The organism is Natroniella acetigena (genome assembly GCF_023227745.1).
Classification (GTDB): Bacteria; Bacillota; Halanaerobiia; order Halobacteroidales; family Halobacteroidaceae; genus Natroniella; species Natroniella acetigena.
In genome coordinates this window covers 1-19,553 of sequence record NZ_JALKBX010000049.1, presented here as the reverse complement: position 1 = coordinate 19,553, position 19,553 = coordinate 1, and the positions used below count along the sequence as shown (strand labels likewise).

Genomic DNA, 19,553 nt, shown 5'->3' with positions numbered 1-19,553 from the left:
TTTTAGCCCTCTCGAAACTGATTTTGAAGTTTATTGGTTGCAGATTTTAATTTTAAAAGTGAAACTATATATCAATATTAAATAGAAAGTGGGGATTTGATGCAATTTCAAGAAATGATTAATACTTTAACTGAGTACTGGTATCAACAAAATTGTGTTATTAGACAGCCTTATGATGTTGAAGTAGGTGCTGGGACAATGAATCCAGCTACTTTTTTGCGGGCTTTAGGGCCAGAAGATTGGAATGTTGCCTATGTTGAACCATCTCGTCGTCCTGATGATGGGCGTTATGGTGATAACCCAAATCGGGTTTATCAACACCATCAATTTCAGGTTATTATGAAGCCATCACCAGATAATATTCAAGATTTATACTTAAAGAGTCTAGAGGCTTTAGGAGTTGATCCGAACAAGCATGATATTCGCTTTGTTGAGGATAATTGGGAAGCGCCTACTCTAGGAGCATGGGGGCTTGGTTGGGAAGTCTGGCTAGATGGTATGGAGATTACCCAATTTACATACTTCCAGCAGGTAGGAGGGCTTGAATGTAAGCCAGTAGCTGTTGAGATAACTTATGGCTTAGAGCGGATTGCAATGTATTTACAAGAGGTAGATAGTGTTTATGATATTGAGTGGGTTGATGGAGTAAGTTATGGAGATGTTCATCATCAAGCAGAGGTTGAACATTCTAAGTATAGTTTTGAAGTAGCAGATATTGAAACGTTATTGACATTCTTTAATTTATATGAACAGGAGGCTAAGAGGGCAATTGAGGAAGTGCTTGTTTTACCTGCTTATGATTATGTCTTAAAGTGCTCTCATACCTTTAATGTATTGGACGCACGAGGAGCTATTTCAGTGACAGAAAGGACAAACTATATTAGTAGGGTGCGTGATTTAGCTCGCTTATGTGCTCAAGCTTATGTTGAGAAGAGAGAAGAATTAGGATATCCACTCTTGAAAGGAGGTCGAGACAATGAGTAATGATTTATTGTTAGAGGTTGGAACTGAAGAGATTCCTGCTGGTTTTATGGAAGGAGCTTTTGAGCAATTAGAGGAGTTGGCTTGTAATTTATTTGCAGATAATAGAGTTGAAATTGGAGAAGTAAGAGCTACTGGAACTCCACGTAGATTAGTCTTATATATTGAAGATGTAGCAGAGCAGCAGAGTGATTTGAAGAAAGAAGTACGAGGGCCTGCTAAAAGTGTTGCTTTTGATGATGCAGGAAATCCTACTAAAGCTGGAGTAGGTTTTGCTAGAGGACAGGGGATTGACCCAGAAGAGTTAGAAATTAGGGATACAGAGAATGGTAAGTATGTATTTGCTGTTACTGTAGAGGAAGGAAAAGCAACTACTGAATTACTATCTCAAATCTTAATTAAGATTATTAAAGATTTAAACTTCCCTAAAGCAATGAGATGGGCCAATCAAGAGTTGAGATTTGCCCGACCTATTAAGTGGTTATTGGCCCTTTATGGCACTGAGAAAATAGAGCTTTCATTAGCTGGAGTTGAATCAGATAATTGGACTTTAGGTCATAGGTTCTTAAGTGAAGGTAAAGTTAAGATAGAAGAGGCAACTACTTATTTTAATAAATTAAAAGAGGAATATGTAATTGTTGATCATTTACAAAGAAGAGAAATGATTGTTGAACAGATTAAAGAGATTGGACAGGAATATGATGTAGAGGTAGTTATTGAGGAAGGTTTGTTACAGGAGGTCAATTTCTTAGTTGAGTATCCTACTGCCTTATCTGGGAGCTTTGAAGAAGAGTTTTTACAATTACCTGAAGAGGTATTGATTACATCGATGAGAGAGCATCAAAGGTATTTTCCAGTTAGAGATGAAGCAGGAGATTTAAAGAATATGTTTGTTACAGTTAGAAATGGAACAGATGAGTATATAGGTACGGTTAGAGCAGGAAATGAGAAGGTCTTGCGAGCTCGCTTATCTGATGGGATCTTTTTCTATCAAGAGGATCAAGCAGAAAAGTTAGAGGATAAAGTTGAAGAGTTAAAGGATATTATCTTTCAAAAAGAATTGGGAACTTTATATGAAAAGATTGAACGGATGATTACTTTAGCAGAGAATTTTGGTCAATTACTTGAGCTGTCTGATGCTGAGATTGAGCAAGCTAAAAGGGCTGCTAAGTTAGCTAAAGCAGATCTAGTAACAGAGATGGTCAATGAATTTGCTAAGTTACAGGGTACGATGGGGAAAGAATATGCCCTCTTAGATGGTGAAGAAGAGGAGGTTGCTCAAGCAATCTTTGAACATTATTTACCACGACATGCGACAGATCAATTACCTGGATTAGAAATTTCTAGGGTAGTCAGTATATCAGATAAGATTGATAATATTGTAGGGTGTTTTAGTGTCGGAATTATTCCAACTGGATCTCAAGATCCATATGCATTACGCAGACAGGCCCAAGGGATAGTTAAGATTATTGTTGATGCTGGTCTAAATCTACAACTAGATCAATTAATTGATACTGCGTTAGATTCATTAGCTGAGCAGAATAAACTAGAAGCTTCAGCAGTCGAAGTTAAAGAGCAGGTATTAGACTTCTTTAAATTGAGATTGCAGAACTTATTAGAAGAAGCGGAGATTAGATATGATGTATCAGATGCGGTATTAGCGATTAATTACTATGATGTTAATGATACATTAATGCGAGCAGATGCATTAATGGAGTTTAGGGCAGAAGAAGGATTTGAAGAATTGATTACTGCCTTTAATCGAGCAAGTAATCTAGCAGCTAAAGCAGAAGAGAAGCAATTTGATCCTGAACTATTCCGAGAAGAGCCAACTGAACAATTATATTCTGCTTATCAGGAGGTCAGAGAAGAGATCGAGCAATTGACTGCTAAAAAGTATTACTTACAAGCTTTACAGGAAGTAGCTAAATTGAAGAAGCCAATCGATAACTTCTTTAATTCAGTAATGGTAATGACTGATGATCAGGAGATTAAAAATAATAGGTTAGGATTATTAAAGACTGTTTCACAACTACTATCGAGGATAGCTGATTTAACTAAAATAGTAATTGATTAATAAGAAGGCAACCCAAGTTAAAAATTGGGTTGCTTTTTTATAATTTATATTTGTAAAAGTATCATTATACTTATTATTTTTCATAAAATTAAGACATTTATTTTTTTACCATAAAAGCAGGAAAAGGGTACTAAATAGAGTAGTAGTATAATATATATTATTTAAAAGTAATAATGTGTTATACTTTTTACTTTGTATTAACTATGTAATACATTAAATCTTGGAAAGGGGTTATATTAAATGGAACGAGAATTAGCTTTAGAACTTGTTAGAGTAACGGAGGCTGCTGCGTTGGCTGCGGCACCATGGATGGGTAAAGGAGATAAGATAGCAGCAGATCAGGCGGCTGTTGATGCAATGCGAGCTACTTTTGATACTGTAAATATGGAAGGTACTGTAGTAATTGGGGAAGGAGAAAAGGATGAAGCACCAATGTTGTACACTGGCGAAGAGCTTGGGGCTGGAGAAGATATAAAATTAGATATTGCAGTTGATCCAGTAGAGGGGACTAGATTAGTTGCTAAAGGTTTGCCTAATTCTCTGGCCGTTGTTGGTGCGGCTGAGAGAGGACATCTACTTAATGCACCTGATATGTATATGAAGAAGATAGCTGTTGGCCCGGAAGCTAAAGGAGTAATTGATCTAGAAGCTTCTCCAACTGAAAATTTAGAGGCAGTGGCTGAAGCCAAGGGTAAGGATGTATCAGATCTAACAGTTATTATACTTGAGCGACCGCGCCATAAAGAAATAGTCGAGGAGGTTAGAGAGGCAGGAGCTAGAATTAAGTTTATACTTGATGGAGATGTTGCAGGAGGTATTGCTACTGCTTTAGAGTATAGTGGAGTTGATATGTTAATTGGAATTGGTGGAGCACCAGAAGGGGTGTTGACTGCTACAGCACTTAAATGCTTAGGTGGTGATATGCAAGCCCAATTACATTCACGTAATGATTCTGAAACAGAAAAAGCATTACAGATGGGGATTGAGGATATAGAACAGATTTTTAGTATAGATGATTTAGTTAAAGGAGATGACGCTATCTTTTCGGTAACTGGGATAACAGATGGAGAAATGTTAAATGGTGTTAGGTATCATGGAGAGCAAGCTGAAACACACTCTATTGTAATGAGAAGTAAAACAAGAACGGTAAGACATATTAAAGCTAAACATAGAATTGAATATAAACCATCTTATTTTAAGAAAGAAGTTCTAGCTACTAAAGAGAGCTAATAATTAATACCCCCTCTAATCTAGCAATATTATCTATTATATTAGATAAAAGGGGGAGATAATAGTGAAGCTTGATTACTTAAAAAAAATAAAGGCAATGGAGTTTTCTGTAGAAGCTGATGATCGTATTAATTGGGATAAATTAGATAAAGCAGATATTGTCTTATTAGGAGTCTCCTGTACTGCAAAAACGCCTCTTTCCTTGTATTTAGGGTATCGAGGTTATAAAACTTCTAACTTACCTTTAGTTCCTGAACTTAGTTTGGATTTAGATAGACTATCACTTTATCAAGGTAAGATGGTAGGTTTGACAATTGAACAGAATCATTTAAAAAAATCACGGAAAAGAAAAGTTAATGATTTAAGTTTGCCTATTAATTCTAAATATTCACAAGCAGAAAGGATAGCAGAGGAAATAGAATATGCAAAAAAAGTATTAGTGAGTTTAGATATTCCTGTAGTTGATGTTACTGAGAAGTCAATTGAGAGGTTGGCTATAGAAGTCTTAAAGGTAGTTGATTTATAAAAAATTCGATAAGAAACTTCTAGTAATCAATTAAGTTGCATAAAAAATATAAAAGATGCATAAAAACATAAAAGATGCAGGAGAAAAGAGATTAGTATAGTATATATAATAAATAACACAACATATTTTTTATTAATACATCATATATCATATAATATACTTCATAAAAACTTAAAACTAATATGTAGTTGAGTCTTCTCAGTTAAAAGAAAATATTGGAAGAACTCACAAGACTTGTAGGGAGAGCACTATGTTAGTTATAAGGAGGGGTGAAGATTCAATTAAATACTAGGCAAAAAAAAATAGTGGAAATAGTAAAGAATAATGAGCCAATAACAAGTCATAAAATAGCTGAAAGATTGAGCTTGACTAGAGGAGCTTTAAGGGCTGATCTATCTGTATTGACTATGACTAATATTTTAGAGGCTAAGCCTAAGGTAGGATATTTTTATTCTAATAAAGATAGCAAATTTATAGATTTAGATAAATTATATGAAAAGAAAGTGAAAGATATAAAATCAGTTCCTGTAGTAGTTAAAGAAGAGACTTCAGTTTACGATGCGATTGTCACCCTTTTTTTTGAAGATGTAGGTTCTTTATTTGTGATAGATGATCAACAGATATTAATAGGGGTTATTTCCAGAAAAGATTTATTGAAAGTAACTATGGGAGAAAATGATTGTAATCAAATTCCTGTTAGTATAGCTATGACTAGAATGCCCAATATTATTACTGTAGAGAAAGAAGATACAATTTTTCAAGCGGCAGAAAAGATAGTTAGATATGAAGTAGATACTTTACCAGTAGTTGAATCTAAAGATGATGGTAAATTAAAGGTGATTGGTAGGATCAGCAAGACTGATATAGTTAGGATTTTTGTTGGTTTTTCATTAGAGAGATAAGGAGGCTCAATTTCTATGATTAAAGAGAATGAGGAGTTAGTAATTTTTATTATATCAGATTCTGTAGGGAAAACAGCGGAAAATGTAATTAATGCAGTAATCAGTCAGTTTGAAACTGAAAGAATTAGGCTCAGAAATTTTAATAATGTAACAAATATAGCTAAACTATCTAAAGTAATTAATAAATCTAAAGAAGAAAAGAATGTTTTATTAGCTTACACAATTATATTACCAGAGTTATGTAAATATATAGAGAGTGAAGCGCAAAAGTTGAATATTCCTAGTGTAGATCTTATGGGGACAGCAGTAAATAAAATTGCTAAATTATTAGGTCAGAGACCAGAAAGAGAGCCAGGATTAAATCGTAGATTAGATCAAGAATACTTTAAAAGAATCGATTGTATAGAATTTGCTGTTAGATGTGATGATGGGAAGAATATTAGTAAATTGGATGAAGCTGATTTTGTTTTAATCGGTATTTCAAGGACATCTAAAACTCCATTGAGTATGTATTTAGCTAATCAAGGGTATAAACCTGCTAATATCCCTTTAGTTCCTGAAGTAACTCCACCACAGGAATTGTATGAATTACCTCCAAGTAAAGTAGTTGGCTTAACAATTGATCCTGATAACTTAAGAGGGATTAGAGAAGAGAGATTAAGGGTAATGAATTTTAGTAAACGGGCCAACTATGCAAGAGTAAGTAGAATCTTAGAAGAACTCAACTTTGCCGAGAAAATTATGAGAAAAGTAGGATGTATGATGGTTAATGTGACTAATAAATCAATTGAAGAAACAGCTAGTAAAATATTATCAGAAACTGATCAGATTTAATTATAATGAGACCACATGCATTAACTTAAGTTAAATATTGATGAATGACAGAAGATGGGATTGTGACTTTATTACAAAACAACTTAAGTTTAAGTTTAAGGTTGAGGTTAAGCCAACCATTAAAACCATAAGGTCTTAGGTCTTACTTAAATTTAGACTTGGACTTAAACTTAAGTTTAAGCTATATATCAATAAAACAAGTGAGTTATTTAAATTTAAATATAAATATAAAAAGGGGTTGAGAAAAGATGTGTTCTGAAAAAAAGTATATCTATTCATTTGAAGAAGGGTCATTAGATTTAAAACCACTATTAGGGGGTAAAGGAGCTGGCTTAAGTGAAATGACTGGTTTAGGATTACCGGTGCCACCAGGGGTGACAGTAACTACGGAAGCATGTAATCTTTACTATGAAACTGGTGAAGAATTACCTCAATTTATAAAAGAAGGAATCCAAGATTATTTAACTGAATTAGAAGAAAACATGGATAAGAAGTTTGGTGATGATGCCAATCCATTGCTGTTATCTGTTAGATCTGGAGCAATAATTTCTATGCCAGGAATGATGGATACAATTCTAAATTTAGGGCTTAATGATCAATCGGTAAAAGGTTTAGCTAAAGAAACAGGAGATGAAAGATTTGCTTATGATTGTTATAGAAGATTTATCCAGATGTTTGGTGAAGTAGTATTAAAGGTTGAAGCTTATAAATTTAGTCGGAAATTAGATGATTTAAAAGAAGAAGTAGGAGCAGATAATGATTTAGACTTAACTGTTGATCATTTAAAAGAATTGATTGATAAGTTTAAAAGAATTGTTAAAGAAGAAGCTGAGGTTAGTTTTCCTCAAGACCCAATGGAACAGTTGATTACTGCTGTAGAGGCAGTATTTGGTTCCTGGAATAATAAACGAGCAATTATTTATCGTGATGCACATGATATTGATCATGATTTAGGGACTGCTGTCAACATTCAAACTATGGTTTTTGGAAATATGGGAAATGATTCAGGGACTGGTGTTGTCTTTACTCGGAACCCATCTACAGGAGAGAATAAGTTATACGGAGAGTACTTATTAAATGCTCAAGGTGAGGATATAGTAGCTGGAATTAGAACTCCTGAAGATATTCAAACTTTCAAAGATTCATTACCAGAAGTTTATGAGCAATTAGTAGAGGTAACACAAATATTAGAAGAACATTATCAAGATATGCAGGATATTGAATTTACAGTAGAGAAAGGTCAACTTTACTTATTGCAGACTAGAACTGGAAAGAGAACAGCTAAGGCAGCAATTAAAATAGCAGCTGATATGGCCGAAGAAGGATTGATTGATAGAGAGCAAGCATTATTAAGAGTAGAGCCAGAGCATGTAGAAAAAGTATTACATCGTCAAATTGATCCAGAAGCTGAAATAGAAGTAATTGCTAAAGGATTGCCGGCTTCACCAGGAGCAGCAGCTGGAAAAGTAATTTTTTCAGCAGATAAAGCAGAAAAAGTAGCTGAAAATGGTGAAAAGGTAGTTTTGGTCAGTTTAGAGACGACTCCTGAGGATATCCATGGTGTATTAGCAGCTGAAGGTGTATTGACTACTCGTGGTGGAATGACTAGTCATGCAGCAGTAGTAGCTAGAGGAATGGGTAAACCGGCTGTTTGTGGTTGTGATCTAATTAAGATAGATTTTGAAGCCAAAGAATTTACAGTAGGAGATACGACAGTTGAAGAAGGGGAGCGAATTACGATTAATGGTGGAACTGGAGAGGTTATCTTAGGTAAAGTTGAGATGACTGAAGCTAAATTGAGTGAAGAGTGTAAAAGAATTTTGAAGTGGGCTGATAGTTATAAAGAGTTACAAGTTAGAACTAATGCTGACAATGGTACTGATGCTAGTAAGGCTTTTGAATTTGGAGCAGAAGGAATCGGGTTATGTAGAACTGAACATATGTTTATGGCGGCTGATAGAGTACCAATTGTGCAAAGGTTGATTTTAAGTGAATCAGCTCAAGAAAAGCAAGGGGCATTGGCAGAATTAGAACCGATTCAGTGCCAAGATTTTGAAGAAATTTTTGCTGAAATGGAAGGACGACCGGTAACAGTCAGGTTGTTAGATCCACCATTACACGAATTTTTACCTAATTTATCTGAGTTAGTAGAAGAAGTAACAAAATTGAGAGTTAAAGGTGAGCAAGAAGAATTGAGGAAAAAAGAGAAGCTATTAAGAAAAGTGAAGAATATGGATGAATCAAATCCAATGCTAGGATTTAGAGGTTGCCGATTAGGAATTTTAATTCCAGAAATTTATGAAATGCAAGTTAGAGCTATCTTTAAGGCAGCGACCAAATTAGCTACTGAAGAAGGAGTTAAGACAGAGTTAGAGGTTATGATACCTTTAGTTTCAGAGTTAAATGAGTTTGAAATTTTGAGAGAAAAAATTGAAAAAGTAGCAGAGCAGTTATTAGCTGAAGTAGATCTAGAACTTGATTATAAGATTGGAACAATGATTGAATTACCACGAGCATGTATGACAGCTGATCAGATTGCTGAAAAAGCTGAATTTTTCTCCTTTGGAACTAATGATTTAACTCAAACTACTTTTGGCTTCAGTAGAGATGATGCTGAAGGTAAGTTTTTACATGAATATTTAGAACGAGAAGTAATTAAAGAGAATCCATTTGTTACATTAGATGCTGCTGGAGTAGGTAAATTAGTTAACTTAGCTACCGAGTCAGGACGCCAAGTCAATTCAGATTTAAAAGTAGGCATCTGTGGGGAACATGGTGGAGAGCCTAAATCAATTGCACTATGCCATCAATATGAGTTAGATTATGTCAGTTGCTCTCCATACCGAGTGCCTGTAGCTCGATTGGCAGCAGCACAAGCTAAGATTAGAAATTCTTAAAGCAATTACTATACACACTAACTTAAGTTTAGTTTTGTAAACTTAAGATGAAACTGTAACTATATCACAATAATGTGGCACTTTTGTGCCACATTATTGAGTTGACAGTGTACAGTGAACAGTTTACAGTTAAGATCAAAACCTTAAAAAATTAAGATCTCTGAAATGCCTTATGTTCGCAGGTTTAGAGTGATTTTGATTTAAGATTTTAATGGTTTTAACTGTTAACCGTCAACCGTAAACTGTACACTGATATAAAGTGGCAAAGTGCCACTTTATATCAATAAAAATAAGTTAATTAGAAAAAATATATTAAGTTGATGTAATTAGTTAGCGGCCGACAATTTAGTTTGTCGGCTAATCTTTTATTAAAAAAATATTTTTTTAGAGTTTATAAATTTACGATTAAGTAAATTTGTTATTATTAAAGGATTATTGTCTGATCATATTTAATATATAATAGTTAGTTGCAAACTTTTATTAGAAATAAACTCTAAAAATCAAGGAGGTAATAATCATGAAGGTAATAGGCATTAATGGTAGCCCACATCAGGATGGAAATACGTCCTTAATGTTAACTAAGGCACTAGAAGGGGCCAAAAATGAAGGGGCAGAAGTGGAATTGATTAATATAGCTACTGCCCTAGAAGAATTAGAAGTTCCTTTTTGTGAGCATTGTTCCAGTCCTTGTACTCAGGTATGTTATCAAGGGACTTTGATAGAAAAACATTTAGATTTATTGGGGGCAGCTGATGGAGTGATTATTGGGAGTCCGGTTTATTTTGGAACAGTCAGTGGTCAATTAAAAGCATTTTGGGATTTAACGCGAGCTTTAAGAAGTGAAAAGAGTTTGATTAATACAGTAGGTGGAGCTTTAGCAGTAGGAGCATCACGATTTGGGGGTCAAGAGACTACAGTGCGAGCTTTACAAGATATGATGTTAATACAAGGAATGACTGTAGTGGGTGATGGTATTGTTGAAGACAATGCAGGTCATCAAGGAGCTTGTGGACAGAAAGAAGTTAAAGAAGATCAAGTAGCACAACAGCAAGCAATGATTTTAGGTAAGAGAGTAGCTCGAGTTGCTAAAAAATAGATTTTAGTAGAATAATTTTAATGAATTTGGAAAAAATACTTTAGAGTAAGATTTAATTTTGAATTAGAGGAAGGATTTTGCGTAGTATTGTCGAAACAATATTACTGCTGTCAATTATATATAATTTTAAGGAGATATTTATGAGGATTTTAATTGATGGTGATTCCTGTCCAGTTAAAGAAGAAATTTGTGAAGTTGCTAAAGCTTATAAAATAGCGGTGCAAATTTTCATTAGCACCGCTCATTATACTAATAATAGGCTAGAAGCAAAATATATTACTGTTGATAGTAATTATCAGGCTGTAGATTTGGAGTTAGTAAAACATTTGACTAAACAGGATTTAGTAGTAACTAATGATTATGGGTTAGCAGCTTTAGTGTTGGGGTTTGGTGCAACTGCTATTTCAATTTACGGAAGGGTTTTTACTGAAGAAAATATTGATTATTTATTGAGTAGAAATCATTTTATGAGTCGATTAAGGAGGCAAAAGAAATACGTTTTTAAATCAAGTAAATATAATAAAGAAAACCGAGAAAAATTTAAAGAGAATTTAATTGAGTTAATAGAAAATAAGAGTAAGATTTAATTAGAGGGTGAAGAAATTTGACTCGTTCCTACAGTGAAGAGTTTATAGAACAGGTTCGGTTTAGTAATAATATAATTGATATTATATCAGAGTATGTTGAATTGAAACAAGGAGGTAAAAGTTATAGGGGATTATGTCCTTTTCATGATGAAAGGACACCTTCTTTTAATGTCAGTTCTGAGGAGCAATTATATTATTGTTTTGGTTGTGGAGCTGGTGGTAATATTTTTAATTTTGTGATGGAAATTGAAGGACTAGATTTTGTAGAGACAGTTGAGTTTTTAGCTGAGAGGGCTGATTTAGAATTGCCAGATCAGCATCTTTCTCCAAAAATGAAACAAAAACAAGTGAAGAAAAAAAAGTTATTGCAGATTCATAAATTAACAGCTAAATTTTATAATTACTTATTGATTGAATCTGACATAGGAAAAGCAGGACATCAATATTTACAACAGCGAGGGTTTAATAAAGAAATAATAGATCAATTTAAATTGGGTTTTGCTCCTGATCGCTGGCAGGGATTGTATGGTTTTTTACGGAATAAAGGCTATTCAGATCAGATATTATCAGAGTCTGGTTTAGTTATTCCTCGAAAAAAATCAAGTGGCTATTATGATCGATTTCGTAATCGAGTCATCTTTACTATTTTTAATCATCGTAATCAGGTGATTGGATTTGGGGGTAGAATTATAGAGGATTCTAATCAGCCTAAATACCTTAATTCACCTGATACCTTATTGTTTGATAAAAGTAAGAATCTGTACGGTTTAAATTGGGCCAAACCAGAGATTCAAAAGCAAGATGAAGCGATTATAGTAGAAGGATATACTGATGTAATTACTGCTTATCAGTTTGGAATTAAGAATGTAGTTGCTTCTTTAGGAACATCATTAACTAAAGAGCAAGCCAAATTACTTAGAAGATACTGTAAAGTAGTTTATATTGCTTATGATTCAGATACAGCAGGGGCCAAGGCTACATTGCGTGGATTGGATATTCTAAAAGATACTGGATTAACTGTTAAAGTTATTAAATTACCTGCTGATCAGGATCCTGATTTATTGATTAAAGAAGCAGGGCAAGAGGGATTTGAAAGATTAAAAAGGCAAGCGAAGACATTAGTAGAGTTTAAATTGGACAGTATTTTACAAGAGCGGATGATTACTAATATAGATGACAAAGTAGAGATAGTTAATCAAGTTGTGGGAGTATTAGCTAAGATCAAAAATGAAGTAGAGTTGTTAGAGTATATTAAAAGGGTTGCTCAAAAATTAAATGTTACAGAAGAAGTACTTAAGTCTGAATTGAAAAATTATAAGGCAAAAAATAAAAGGCAGGATAGAAAGCAGAAGAATAGGAATAATAAATATAAGCCAAAACTTAAAGAAAAGCTTAATACTGTTAATTTAAGTGATTATATTAATGCTGTTAATGGATTATCAGTGGAACAGCTGTTGAAGATGATGCTCAAACGGTCTGAATTGATTGAAAGATTTCAAGAAATTTTGCAACCAACTGATTTTGTTAAACAAGAATATCAGAATTTATTTGCAATAATATTTAATTTTTATGAACAACAGAAGCAATTAGATATAAATCATTTATTAGCAGAATTAAATAGAAAAGAGGATAAAGAGCTATTGTTGAAGTTAACTGTTGGAGAAGAGATTGATTTTAGTGTTGAGAATGTAATATCTGACTATATAAAAAAAATAAAGGAGTATCGGATCTTAATGAAGAAAAAACAGTTAGAATCTAAAATTAAACGGGCAGAGTCGGACGGTAATTTTAAGCAAGTTAATTCTTTATTGAAAGAGTATCAAAATTTATTGAGAAAGGAGGGGTTTTAAATGTCAGAAAAGAGAGAGGTTATTGAAGAAAGAGTTAAGGGTTTGGTAGCTAAAGGTAAAAAAGAAGGTGAACTTAGCTATGAAGAAATAATGGATACATTATCGGATGTAGATTTAGATACAGATCAAATTGAGGAGATTTATGAAAATTTCTCTTCAATGGGGATTGAAATTGCAGGTGAAGATGAAGCAAAAGCAGATGATAAAGAAGAGGAAGATGTTGAAGCAACTGATAGTGGTTTAGACTTAAGTGTACCTAGTGGGGTTGGAATTGATGATCCCGTCAAAATGTATTTAAAAGAGATAGGAAAAGTTGATTTATTAACTGCAGATGAAGAAAAAGAATTGGCTAAAAGAATGGAAGAAGGCGATGAAGATGCTAAGCAGATGCTAGCAGCAGCTAATTTAAGGCTAGTTGTAAGTATTGCTAAAAAATATGTAGGTAGAGGAATGTTATTTTTAGATTTGATTCAAGAGGGGAATTTAGGTTTGATTAAAGCTGTAGAAAAGTTTGATTATACAAAAGGATATAAATTTAGTACTTATGCTACCTGGTGGATTAGACAAGCTATTACACGCTCTATTGCTGATCAGGCAAGAACGATCAGAGTTCCAGTTCATATGGTAGAGACAATTAATAAATTGATCAGAGTATCTAGACATTTAGTACAGGAGTTAGGGCGTGAGCCAACGGCAGAAGAAATTGCAGAAGAGATGGATATTACTGAAGAGAAGGTGCGTGAAATTAAGAAGATTGCCCAAGAACCAGTCTCTTTAGAGACGCCGATTGGTAAGGAAGAAGATAGTTTTTTAGGTGATTTTGTTGAAGATGAAGATGCTCCAGCACCTTCTGTAGCTGCTTCTTTTATGCTGTTACAGGATCAGTTGGATGGGGTATTAGATACATTAACTGATCGGGAAAAGAGGGTTTTAGAATTAAGATTTGGAATTGAAGATGGACGTTCTAGAACTTTAGAAGAGGTTGGCAAAGAGTTTGGAGTGACTAGAGAAAGAATTAGACAGATTGAAGCTAAGGCATTGAGGAAGTTAAGACATCCAAGTAGAAGTAAAAAGCTAAAAGATTATTTGAATTAAAAGGATTGTTTTGGGAGTGGCTTAGCCACTTTTTTCCTTGTTGTTTAGGAGATTATGCTTTTTATAGGTTGTGGAGAACTTTTATTTTTAAGGTTTTTAATGGTTTGCTTAACTTTAGACTGTGACTGAAGGTCATTTTGTTCTTTTATACTTTAGATCGCTATTAATGTTTGAGAAAAAAATAGAAGATTTTAAATAGCTAGAAGGAGAAGATTATGAAGTTATCACCTAGATTAGCAGCTATAGTAGAAATGCTTGATTTACCAACTAAAGTAGCTGATATTGGGACTGATCATGCTTATCTACCGATATATTTAGCTCAAAATACTGATTGTCCAACTATAATAGCTAGTGATGCAAAAGAAAAGCCTTATCAATTTGCACTGCAGAATGTAAAGCAGATGGGATTGGCTAAGCAGATAGATGTTAGGTTAGGCTCTGGTTTATCTGTATTGAATGGTGGAGAAGTAGAAACGGTAATTACTGCTGGGATGGGCAGTCAAACAATGCAAGATATAATTGCTGCTGATTATGAGTTGGCCCAAAAACTAGACCGGCTTATTTTGCAGCCGATGGCAGGAGCTACTTCTTTAAGAAAGTGGTTAGTCAACAATAACTTTGAAATTATAGATGAAAGTTTAGTGAAAGATGAACACATTTATCAAATAATAGTAATTGAACCTGGCAATATGGAATTTGATGATCAATTCTTATTAGAGTTAGGACCAATATTGATTGAAAAAAGAGAGCCACTATGGGAAGAGTATACTACTGAATTGCTCAATAAGTGGGAAAGAATCAGGGAAGAAATTATTAAAAATAACCCTGGACATAAAAAATCAAAAAACTTAGAGAGAAAGATCAAGAAACTTAAAGAAATAAAAGGGATTAAGAAATAATTATTGAAGATATATAATATCTGGTTTTATTTTAATGAAGAAGGAGGGGGAAATTATGAGTGTTAAGTTACAGCAGATAACTAATTTACTTAATCAATTGGCCCCTAAGAATCTAGCAGCAGATTGGGATAATATTGGCTTGCAGCTAGGTGACTATAATCAAGAAGTTGAAAAGGTTTTGGTTAGTTTAGATATCAATCAAGAGGTATTACAAGAAGCAATTAATGAGGATGTTGATTTAATTATCGCTCATCATCCATTAATTTTTGATAAGATAGCTAAAATAAGATTTGATACGCCATTAGGTATGATTATTCAGCAAGCAATCAAAGCAGAAATCTCAATTTATATTGCTCATACTAATTATGATGTTGCCCCTAGAGGTTTAAATGATATTTTAGCTGCTGAGTTGGAGCTTAAGGAGTTGGATATTTTAGATGTTACAGCTAGAGAGCAATATAAAAAACTTGTTGTTTTTGTACCAGAGGAGGCAGTAACGGAGGTTAAATCTACTCTAGGAAGGCTAGGAGCAGGTTGGATTGGAAATTATAGTGACTGTTTTTTTGAGCAGCGAGGAGTAGGTAGTTTTAAACCGTTGGATGGTACTGACCCTTATTTTGGGGAGCAAGGTCAGGTTAATCAAGTTAATGAATGTCGCTTAGAAACAATTGTACCCAGCCAAATTCTAGGTAAAGTAATTAAGAAGATGGTTGATGTTCATCCTTATGAAGAAGTTGCCTATGATATTTATCCTTTGGAAAATGAAGGAGAAAGATTTGGATTAGGTAGGATAGGATATCTTAAAGAAAGCTTACCTTTGCAGGAATATGTTGATTTAATTAAAGATAGATTAGAACTAGATACTGTTAGAGTTGTAGGAGATCTAAAGAGAGAGATTAAGAAAGTCGCTTTGTGTAGTGGAAGTGGAGCAAATTATATTAAAACAGCTGCCTTTAAAGGAGCTGATCTATTAGTAACTGGAGATTTAAAGTATCATCAGGGCCAATTAGCTCAAGAAGAAGGGTTAGCTATAGTTGATGCTGGTCATTATGGTACAGAAAAAATCATGAAAGAAGGAGTAGCAGAATATCTAGTAACTGAGATCGAAAATAATAATTTAGAAGTAGAAGTTATAAAATCAAAAGTGAATACCAATCCATTTCAAGTAATTTAAGTAGGTCAAAAGCAGACCTGCTTTTTTCTATTATATAAATATTTTAAGAGAATACTCTCAGCTAAAAGAAAATATTGGAAGATGAAATAATTAGTCATAGATTTAAATTTAGCTGAGAGAGTACTAAGAATATTAGGAGGGATTGAATGAGTAGAGAGGAATTATATCAATTACAAAAGTTGGATGCTAGAAAAGAAAAGTTAAAAAGATCAGCACAGAATGATTTAGAAACGCAAGAAGTATTAAAGTTAACAAAACAATTAGATCAACTTAAGGTTGAATTGGAAACTAAAGAGGAAGAGATAATGCAGTTGAATAAAGAAATCAAAGAAAAAGAGTTTGAGAATGCTCGTGTAACAAGAAAGGAAGAAGAATATAAAAACAAACTATATGGTGAAACAAATTATAGTCCTAAAGAATTAGAAGATTTTCAAATAAAATTAACGAAGACTGAGGAGGTTAGGGAGCAGTTAGAAGAAGAAATATTAGAGATGATGATGATTTTGGAACAAAAAGAAGAGGAATTAGGAAGTTTAGAAGAAAAAATGAGTAGTAAAACGGATAAAATTGAGGAGTTAAAGGAAAAATTAATGAATAAAGAAGAAAGTATTGAGATGAAATTAAATAAAATAAAAGAAAATAAACTAGAATTAAAGAGTAGAATAGAAGAAGACTTGTTGGAAAAGTACAATAAATTATATGCTAAAAAGAATGCTAGAGCAGTAGTGAAATTGGAAGATAATTATTGTACAGGATGTAGAATGACATTACCACGGAACTTAATTAAAAAAGTTAAGCAGAGTATTGAAATAGCATTTTGTGAGAATTGTGGTAGGATTTTGTATTGGGAAAAGGAGGAAGAATGATTTGACTAAATTAATTGTTTATACTGATGGAGGGTCACGAGGAAATCCTGGAATTGCTGGAGTAGGGGCTGTTGCTTATGATCAAACTGAAGCTAAGGTTAAAGAAATTGCTAACTATATCGGTAAAGCAACAAATAATGTAGCTGAATATAAAGCGGTAATTCAAATTCTAGAGGAACTACAAGCAGAATATAGTGATAATAGTTTAGAGGTTAGATCTGACAGTCAATTGCTTGTCAAGCAATTGACAGGTGAATATCGAGTTAAAAATAAAAGATTAAAGAAGTTATATAATCAAATTAAAAGTTTGGTTAAAGAGTTTGCTACTGTTGATTTTGTTCATATTCCTCGTGAGGAGAATAAAGAGGCAGATCTGTTAGCAAACCTTGCTATGGATAGACGGGGGAAAGAAAGGTGGGAGCCAGAAAAAATTATTGAAGAATTATTAGCAAGCAAGAAGAAAGTTAATTTATCTTCTAAATACCAAGAATTGATAGCTGAACTGGCTGTTAAAGATGATGAAGGTAGTTTTGAGCATGGGGTTTATTATGGGATTTTGTTAGCTAATAAATTTGAGATAGATCTTTAAGTTGGAAAAATAAAAATCATTATTGACAATTAATAATGGAGATGTTATAATCTTAATCAGCAATTGGATATTAGATAGCAAGTAGGTCGGATAATCGCAAGTGCAACTCTAAAGTTGTACTTGAGGAAAGTCCGGGCTCCGTAGGGCGGGTTGCTGGTTAACGACCAGCCGGAGTGATCCGCGGGAAAGTGCCACAGAGAGTATACCGCCTGCAGTGAGTATCATGCAGGTAAGGGTGAAAGGGTGCGGTAAGAGCGCACCGGGTTTTTGGTGACAAGGACCGCATGGTAAACCCCAGCCGGAGCAAGACCAAATAGGAGGAGGTTAAGGGTTGTCCGCCCGTCTTCTCGGGTAAGGTCGCTTGAGATAATAGGCAACTATTATCCTAGATGGATGATTATCGCCTGTGAGGGTATACAGAACTCGGCTTATAGACCTACTTGCTTAATTTAATAATTAGAAAACATCCACAGTACTGTGGATGTTTTTTTATAGAGTAAATCTTATGTGAGTTTGACTATACATAATTATCATGATTTGTTGAGTGAATATTAAAAAGTATTATTTACTTTCTAATATTCTTTGAATTGTTAAAATAGTGATATCAGATAATAACAATAGTATAAAAATTAGAAATAAAGTGTATGGATTGACAGGAGGGTATCTTGTACAATCATCTTCTTTTTTGTCACTGTTATCTTTTTCAAAAAAAATCATAAATGTCTCCCTCCTTATTAATTAGTTAATAACTTTAGTATAAAGTATGTCTTTTGTGGAAAATTTGTTCCATTAAATATAATAACTAGAATATTTGATAGATAAATCTAGTTAGTGTGAAGTCTATTTAAATTGATTAAAATTTAGGAGTGAGAGTAGTGAATAAATTAGGTTATTTAGGTCCTACAGGAACCTTTACTGAAATAGCAGCTAAGAAGTATCAACAGGAAGTAAGAGAATATGTTCCTTATTCTGATATTAAAAGTTTGTTAGAGGCAGTGTTGGAAGAAGATATAGATCAAGCAATTGTTCCTGTTGAGAATTCTTTGGAGGGTGCAGTAACATTGACTTTAGATTTGTTGGTAGAGTTAGATTTAAAAATTAATAATGAAATTATAATTGCAATTGAGCATAGTCTTTTAGCTAAAGAGCAAGTGAAGTTAGAGCAGATTAAACATGTAATTTCACATCGTCAGGCGTTGGCCCAATGTCGCAAGTTTTTAGAAGAAAATTTAGTTGATTATCAGATTCATATTGCAAATAGTACAGCAGAAGCCGTTAAGAAACTTAAAAATCTTAATGGATGTTGGGCTGCTATTGGGAATCAGCAGGCTGCTAATTATTATGATTTACAAATTTTAGCTAATCAAATTCAGGATAATCAAGAGAATTGGACTAGGTTTATTGTTTTAGATACTAATGGTAATACTAAAAGTAATCAAGATAAGACTTCAATTGTCTGTTCTCCTCAAAAGAAAGATCATCCTGGAGCTTTATATGATATTTTACATGAATTTGCAATTAGGGGGATAAACTTAACTCGGATTGAATCCAGACCTGCTAGAAAGTTATTAGGTGATTATATCTTCTTTATTGATTTTGAGGGGCATTATCAAGAACCTGAAATTAAAGAGGCTTTGGAAATATTAGCTGTTAAGACATCTTGGTGTACGTTGTTAGGTTCTTATCCTCGTTCGACTGTAATTGATGAATATAGTGATCAATTGGGGGTTGAAGAGTAAGTCCTGGATTGAAAAAAATAAAAATCTATGTTAAAATAATAAGGTAAATTTCAATTAAGTTTGAGTTCAAGTCTAAGTCTGAGTAAAGACTAGAACTTGCTCTTTTAGATGGGTGACTTAGCCTCAACCTTAGACTTAAACTTAAGCTGTTGTGTTATGTTAATAATAGGAAATTGTTAACTTGTACTTCACCTTGTTTTTTGGTATAATT

General features: G+C 33.4%; 16 protein-coding genes and 1 other RNA gene. All 17 read left to right on the top strand.

Annotated elements, in window-relative coordinates:
* Window positions 1–99 precede the first annotated feature (99 nt).
* The 17 genes from glyQ to pheA all read left to right on the top strand — a co-directional run bounded on the left by glyQ (window position 100) and on the right by pheA (window position 19,342).
* Window positions 100–984 carry a glycine--tRNA ligase subunit alpha gene (gene glyQ, locus MWH25_RS10015; RefSeq protein ID WP_248627516.1) on the top strand — a complete coding sequence of 295 codons (885 nt, stop codon included), beginning with the start codon at window positions 100–102 and terminating at the stop codon, window positions 982–984.
* The gene (gene glyS, locus MWH25_RS10010; protein WP_248627515.1) at window positions 977–3,058 is read left to right on the top strand and encodes a glycine--tRNA ligase subunit beta; all 2,082 of its coding nucleotides are present in this window, start codon (window positions 977–979) and stop codon (window positions 3,056–3,058) included. The genes glyQ and glyS overlap by 8 nt, the downstream gene beginning before the upstream one ends.
* 240 nt (window positions 3,059–3,298) lie before the next feature.
* The gene (gene glpX, locus MWH25_RS10005) at window positions 3,299–4,288 is read left to right on the top strand and encodes a class II fructose-bisphosphatase (protein WP_248627514.1); all 990 of its coding nucleotides are present in this window, start codon (window positions 3,299–3,301) and stop codon (window positions 4,286–4,288) included.
* 64 nt (window positions 4,289–4,352) lie between these two features.
* The gene (locus MWH25_RS10000; protein WP_248627513.1) at window positions 4,353–4,814 is read left to right on the top strand and encodes a kinase/pyrophosphorylase; all 462 of its coding nucleotides are present in this window, start codon (window positions 4,353–4,355) and stop codon (window positions 4,812–4,814) included.
* Between the two features lie 269 nt (window positions 4,815–5,083).
* Window positions 5,084–5,716 carry a transcriptional regulator CcpN gene (gene ccpN, locus MWH25_RS13075; RefSeq protein ID WP_248627512.1) on the top strand — a complete coding sequence of 211 codons (633 nt, stop codon included), beginning with the start codon at window positions 5,084–5,086 and terminating at the stop codon, window positions 5,714–5,716.
* 15 nt (window positions 5,717–5,731) lie between these two features.
* The gene (locus MWH25_RS09990) at window positions 5,732–6,550 is read left to right on the top strand and encodes a pyruvate, water dikinase regulatory protein (protein WP_248627511.1); all 819 of its coding nucleotides are present in this window, start codon (window positions 5,732–5,734) and stop codon (window positions 6,548–6,550) included.
* Between the two features lie 248 nt (window positions 6,551–6,798).
* On the top strand, window positions 6,799–9,447 hold the full coding sequence (gene ppdK, locus MWH25_RS09985; protein ID WP_248627510.1) for a pyruvate, phosphate dikinase: 2,649 nt from the start codon (window positions 6,799–6,801) through the stop codon (window positions 9,445–9,447).
* Between the two features lie 517 nt (window positions 9,448–9,964).
* Window positions 9,965–10,543 carry a flavodoxin family protein gene (locus MWH25_RS09980; RefSeq protein ID WP_248627509.1) on the top strand — a complete coding sequence of 193 codons (579 nt, stop codon included), beginning with the start codon at window positions 9,965–9,967 and terminating at the stop codon, window positions 10,541–10,543.
* Window positions 10,544–10,683: 140 nt separating this feature from the next.
* Entirely contained in the window at window positions 10,684–11,130 is a 447-nt protein-coding gene (locus MWH25_RS09975; RefSeq protein WP_248627508.1) for a YaiI/YqxD family protein, read from the top strand.
* Window positions 11,131–11,147: 17 nt separating this feature from the next.
* Window positions 11,148–12,980 carry a DNA primase gene (dnaG, locus tag MWH25_RS09970; protein ID WP_248627507.1) on the top strand — a complete coding sequence of 611 codons (1,833 nt, stop codon included), beginning with the start codon at window positions 11,148–11,150 and terminating at the stop codon, window positions 12,978–12,980.
* Complete coding sequence (gene rpoD / locus MWH25_RS09965; protein WP_248627506.1) at window positions 12,981–14,075, top strand: RNA polymerase sigma factor RpoD; 1,095 nt, start codon at window positions 12,981–12,983, stop codon at window positions 14,073–14,075.
* 215 nt (window positions 14,076–14,290) lie between these two features.
* The gene (locus MWH25_RS09960) at window positions 14,291–14,974 is read left to right on the top strand and encodes a tRNA (adenine(22)-N(1))-methyltransferase (RefSeq protein WP_248627505.1); all 684 of its coding nucleotides are present in this window, start codon (window positions 14,291–14,293) and stop codon (window positions 14,972–14,974) included.
* Between the two features lie 55 nt (window positions 14,975–15,029).
* On the top strand, window positions 15,030–16,148 hold the full coding sequence (locus MWH25_RS09955; RefSeq protein ID WP_248627504.1) for a Nif3-like dinuclear metal center hexameric protein: 1,119 nt from the start codon (window positions 15,030–15,032) through the stop codon (window positions 16,146–16,148).
* A 146-nt stretch (window positions 16,149–16,294) separates the two neighbouring features.
* The gene (locus MWH25_RS09950) at window positions 16,295–17,014 is read left to right on the top strand and encodes a zinc ribbon domain-containing protein (RefSeq protein WP_248627503.1); all 720 of its coding nucleotides are present in this window, start codon (window positions 16,295–16,297) and stop codon (window positions 17,012–17,014) included.
* A gap of 1 nt (window position 17,015) precedes the next feature.
* A complete protein-coding gene (locus MWH25_RS09945) occupies window positions 17,016–17,603 on the top strand; it encodes a ribonuclease HI family protein (protein WP_248627502.1) in 588 nt (195 codons plus the stop codon).
* Between the two features lie 78 nt (window positions 17,604–17,681).
* An RNA gene (gene rnpB / locus MWH25_RS09940) (RNase P RNA component class A) lies at window positions 17,682–18,050 on the top strand.
* 428 nt (window positions 18,051–18,478) lie between these two features.
* Window positions 18,479–19,342: a prephenate dehydratase gene (gene pheA / locus MWH25_RS09935; protein WP_248627501.1), complete on the top strand. Its 864-nt coding sequence runs from the start codon at window positions 18,479–18,481 to the stop codon at window positions 19,340–19,342.
* Window positions 19,343–19,553 lie beyond the last annotated feature (211 nt).

What these genes read in the sequence shown, in the direction of transcription:
- glyQ (WP_248627516.1), top strand. Translation starts at nt 100, where the DNA reads ATGCAATTTCAAGAAATGATTAATACTTTAACTGAGTACTGGTATCAA.
- glyS (WP_248627515.1), top strand. Translation starts at nt 977, where the DNA reads ATGAGTAATGATTTATTGTTAGAGGTTGGAACTGAAGAGATTCCTGCT.
- glpX (WP_248627514.1), top strand. Translation starts at nt 3,299, where the DNA reads ATGGAACGAGAATTAGCTTTAGAACTTGTTAGAGTAACGGAGGCTGCT.
- MWH25_RS09990 (WP_248627511.1), top strand. Translation starts at nt 5,732, where the DNA reads ATGATTAAAGAGAATGAGGAGTTAGTAATTTTTATTATATCAGATTCT.
- ppdK (WP_248627510.1), top strand. Translation starts at nt 6,799, where the DNA reads ATGTGTTCTGAAAAAAAGTATATCTATTCATTTGAAGAAGGGTCATTA.
- MWH25_RS09980 (WP_248627509.1), top strand. Translation starts at nt 9,965, where the DNA reads ATGAAGGTAATAGGCATTAATGGTAGCCCACATCAGGATGGAAATACG.
- MWH25_RS09975 (WP_248627508.1), top strand. Translation starts at nt 10,684, where the DNA reads ATGAGGATTTTAATTGATGGTGATTCCTGTCCAGTTAAAGAAGAAATT.
- rpoD (WP_248627506.1), top strand. Translation starts at nt 12,981, where the DNA reads ATGTCAGAAAAGAGAGAGGTTATTGAAGAAAGAGTTAAGGGTTTGGTA.
- MWH25_RS09960 (WP_248627505.1), top strand. Translation starts at nt 14,291, where the DNA reads ATGAAGTTATCACCTAGATTAGCAGCTATAGTAGAAATGCTTGATTTA.
- MWH25_RS09955 (WP_248627504.1), top strand. Translation starts at nt 15,030, where the DNA reads ATGAGTGTTAAGTTACAGCAGATAACTAATTTACTTAATCAATTGGCC.
- MWH25_RS09950 (WP_248627503.1), top strand. Translation starts at nt 16,295, where the DNA reads ATGAGTAGAGAGGAATTATATCAATTACAAAAGTTGGATGCTAGAAAA.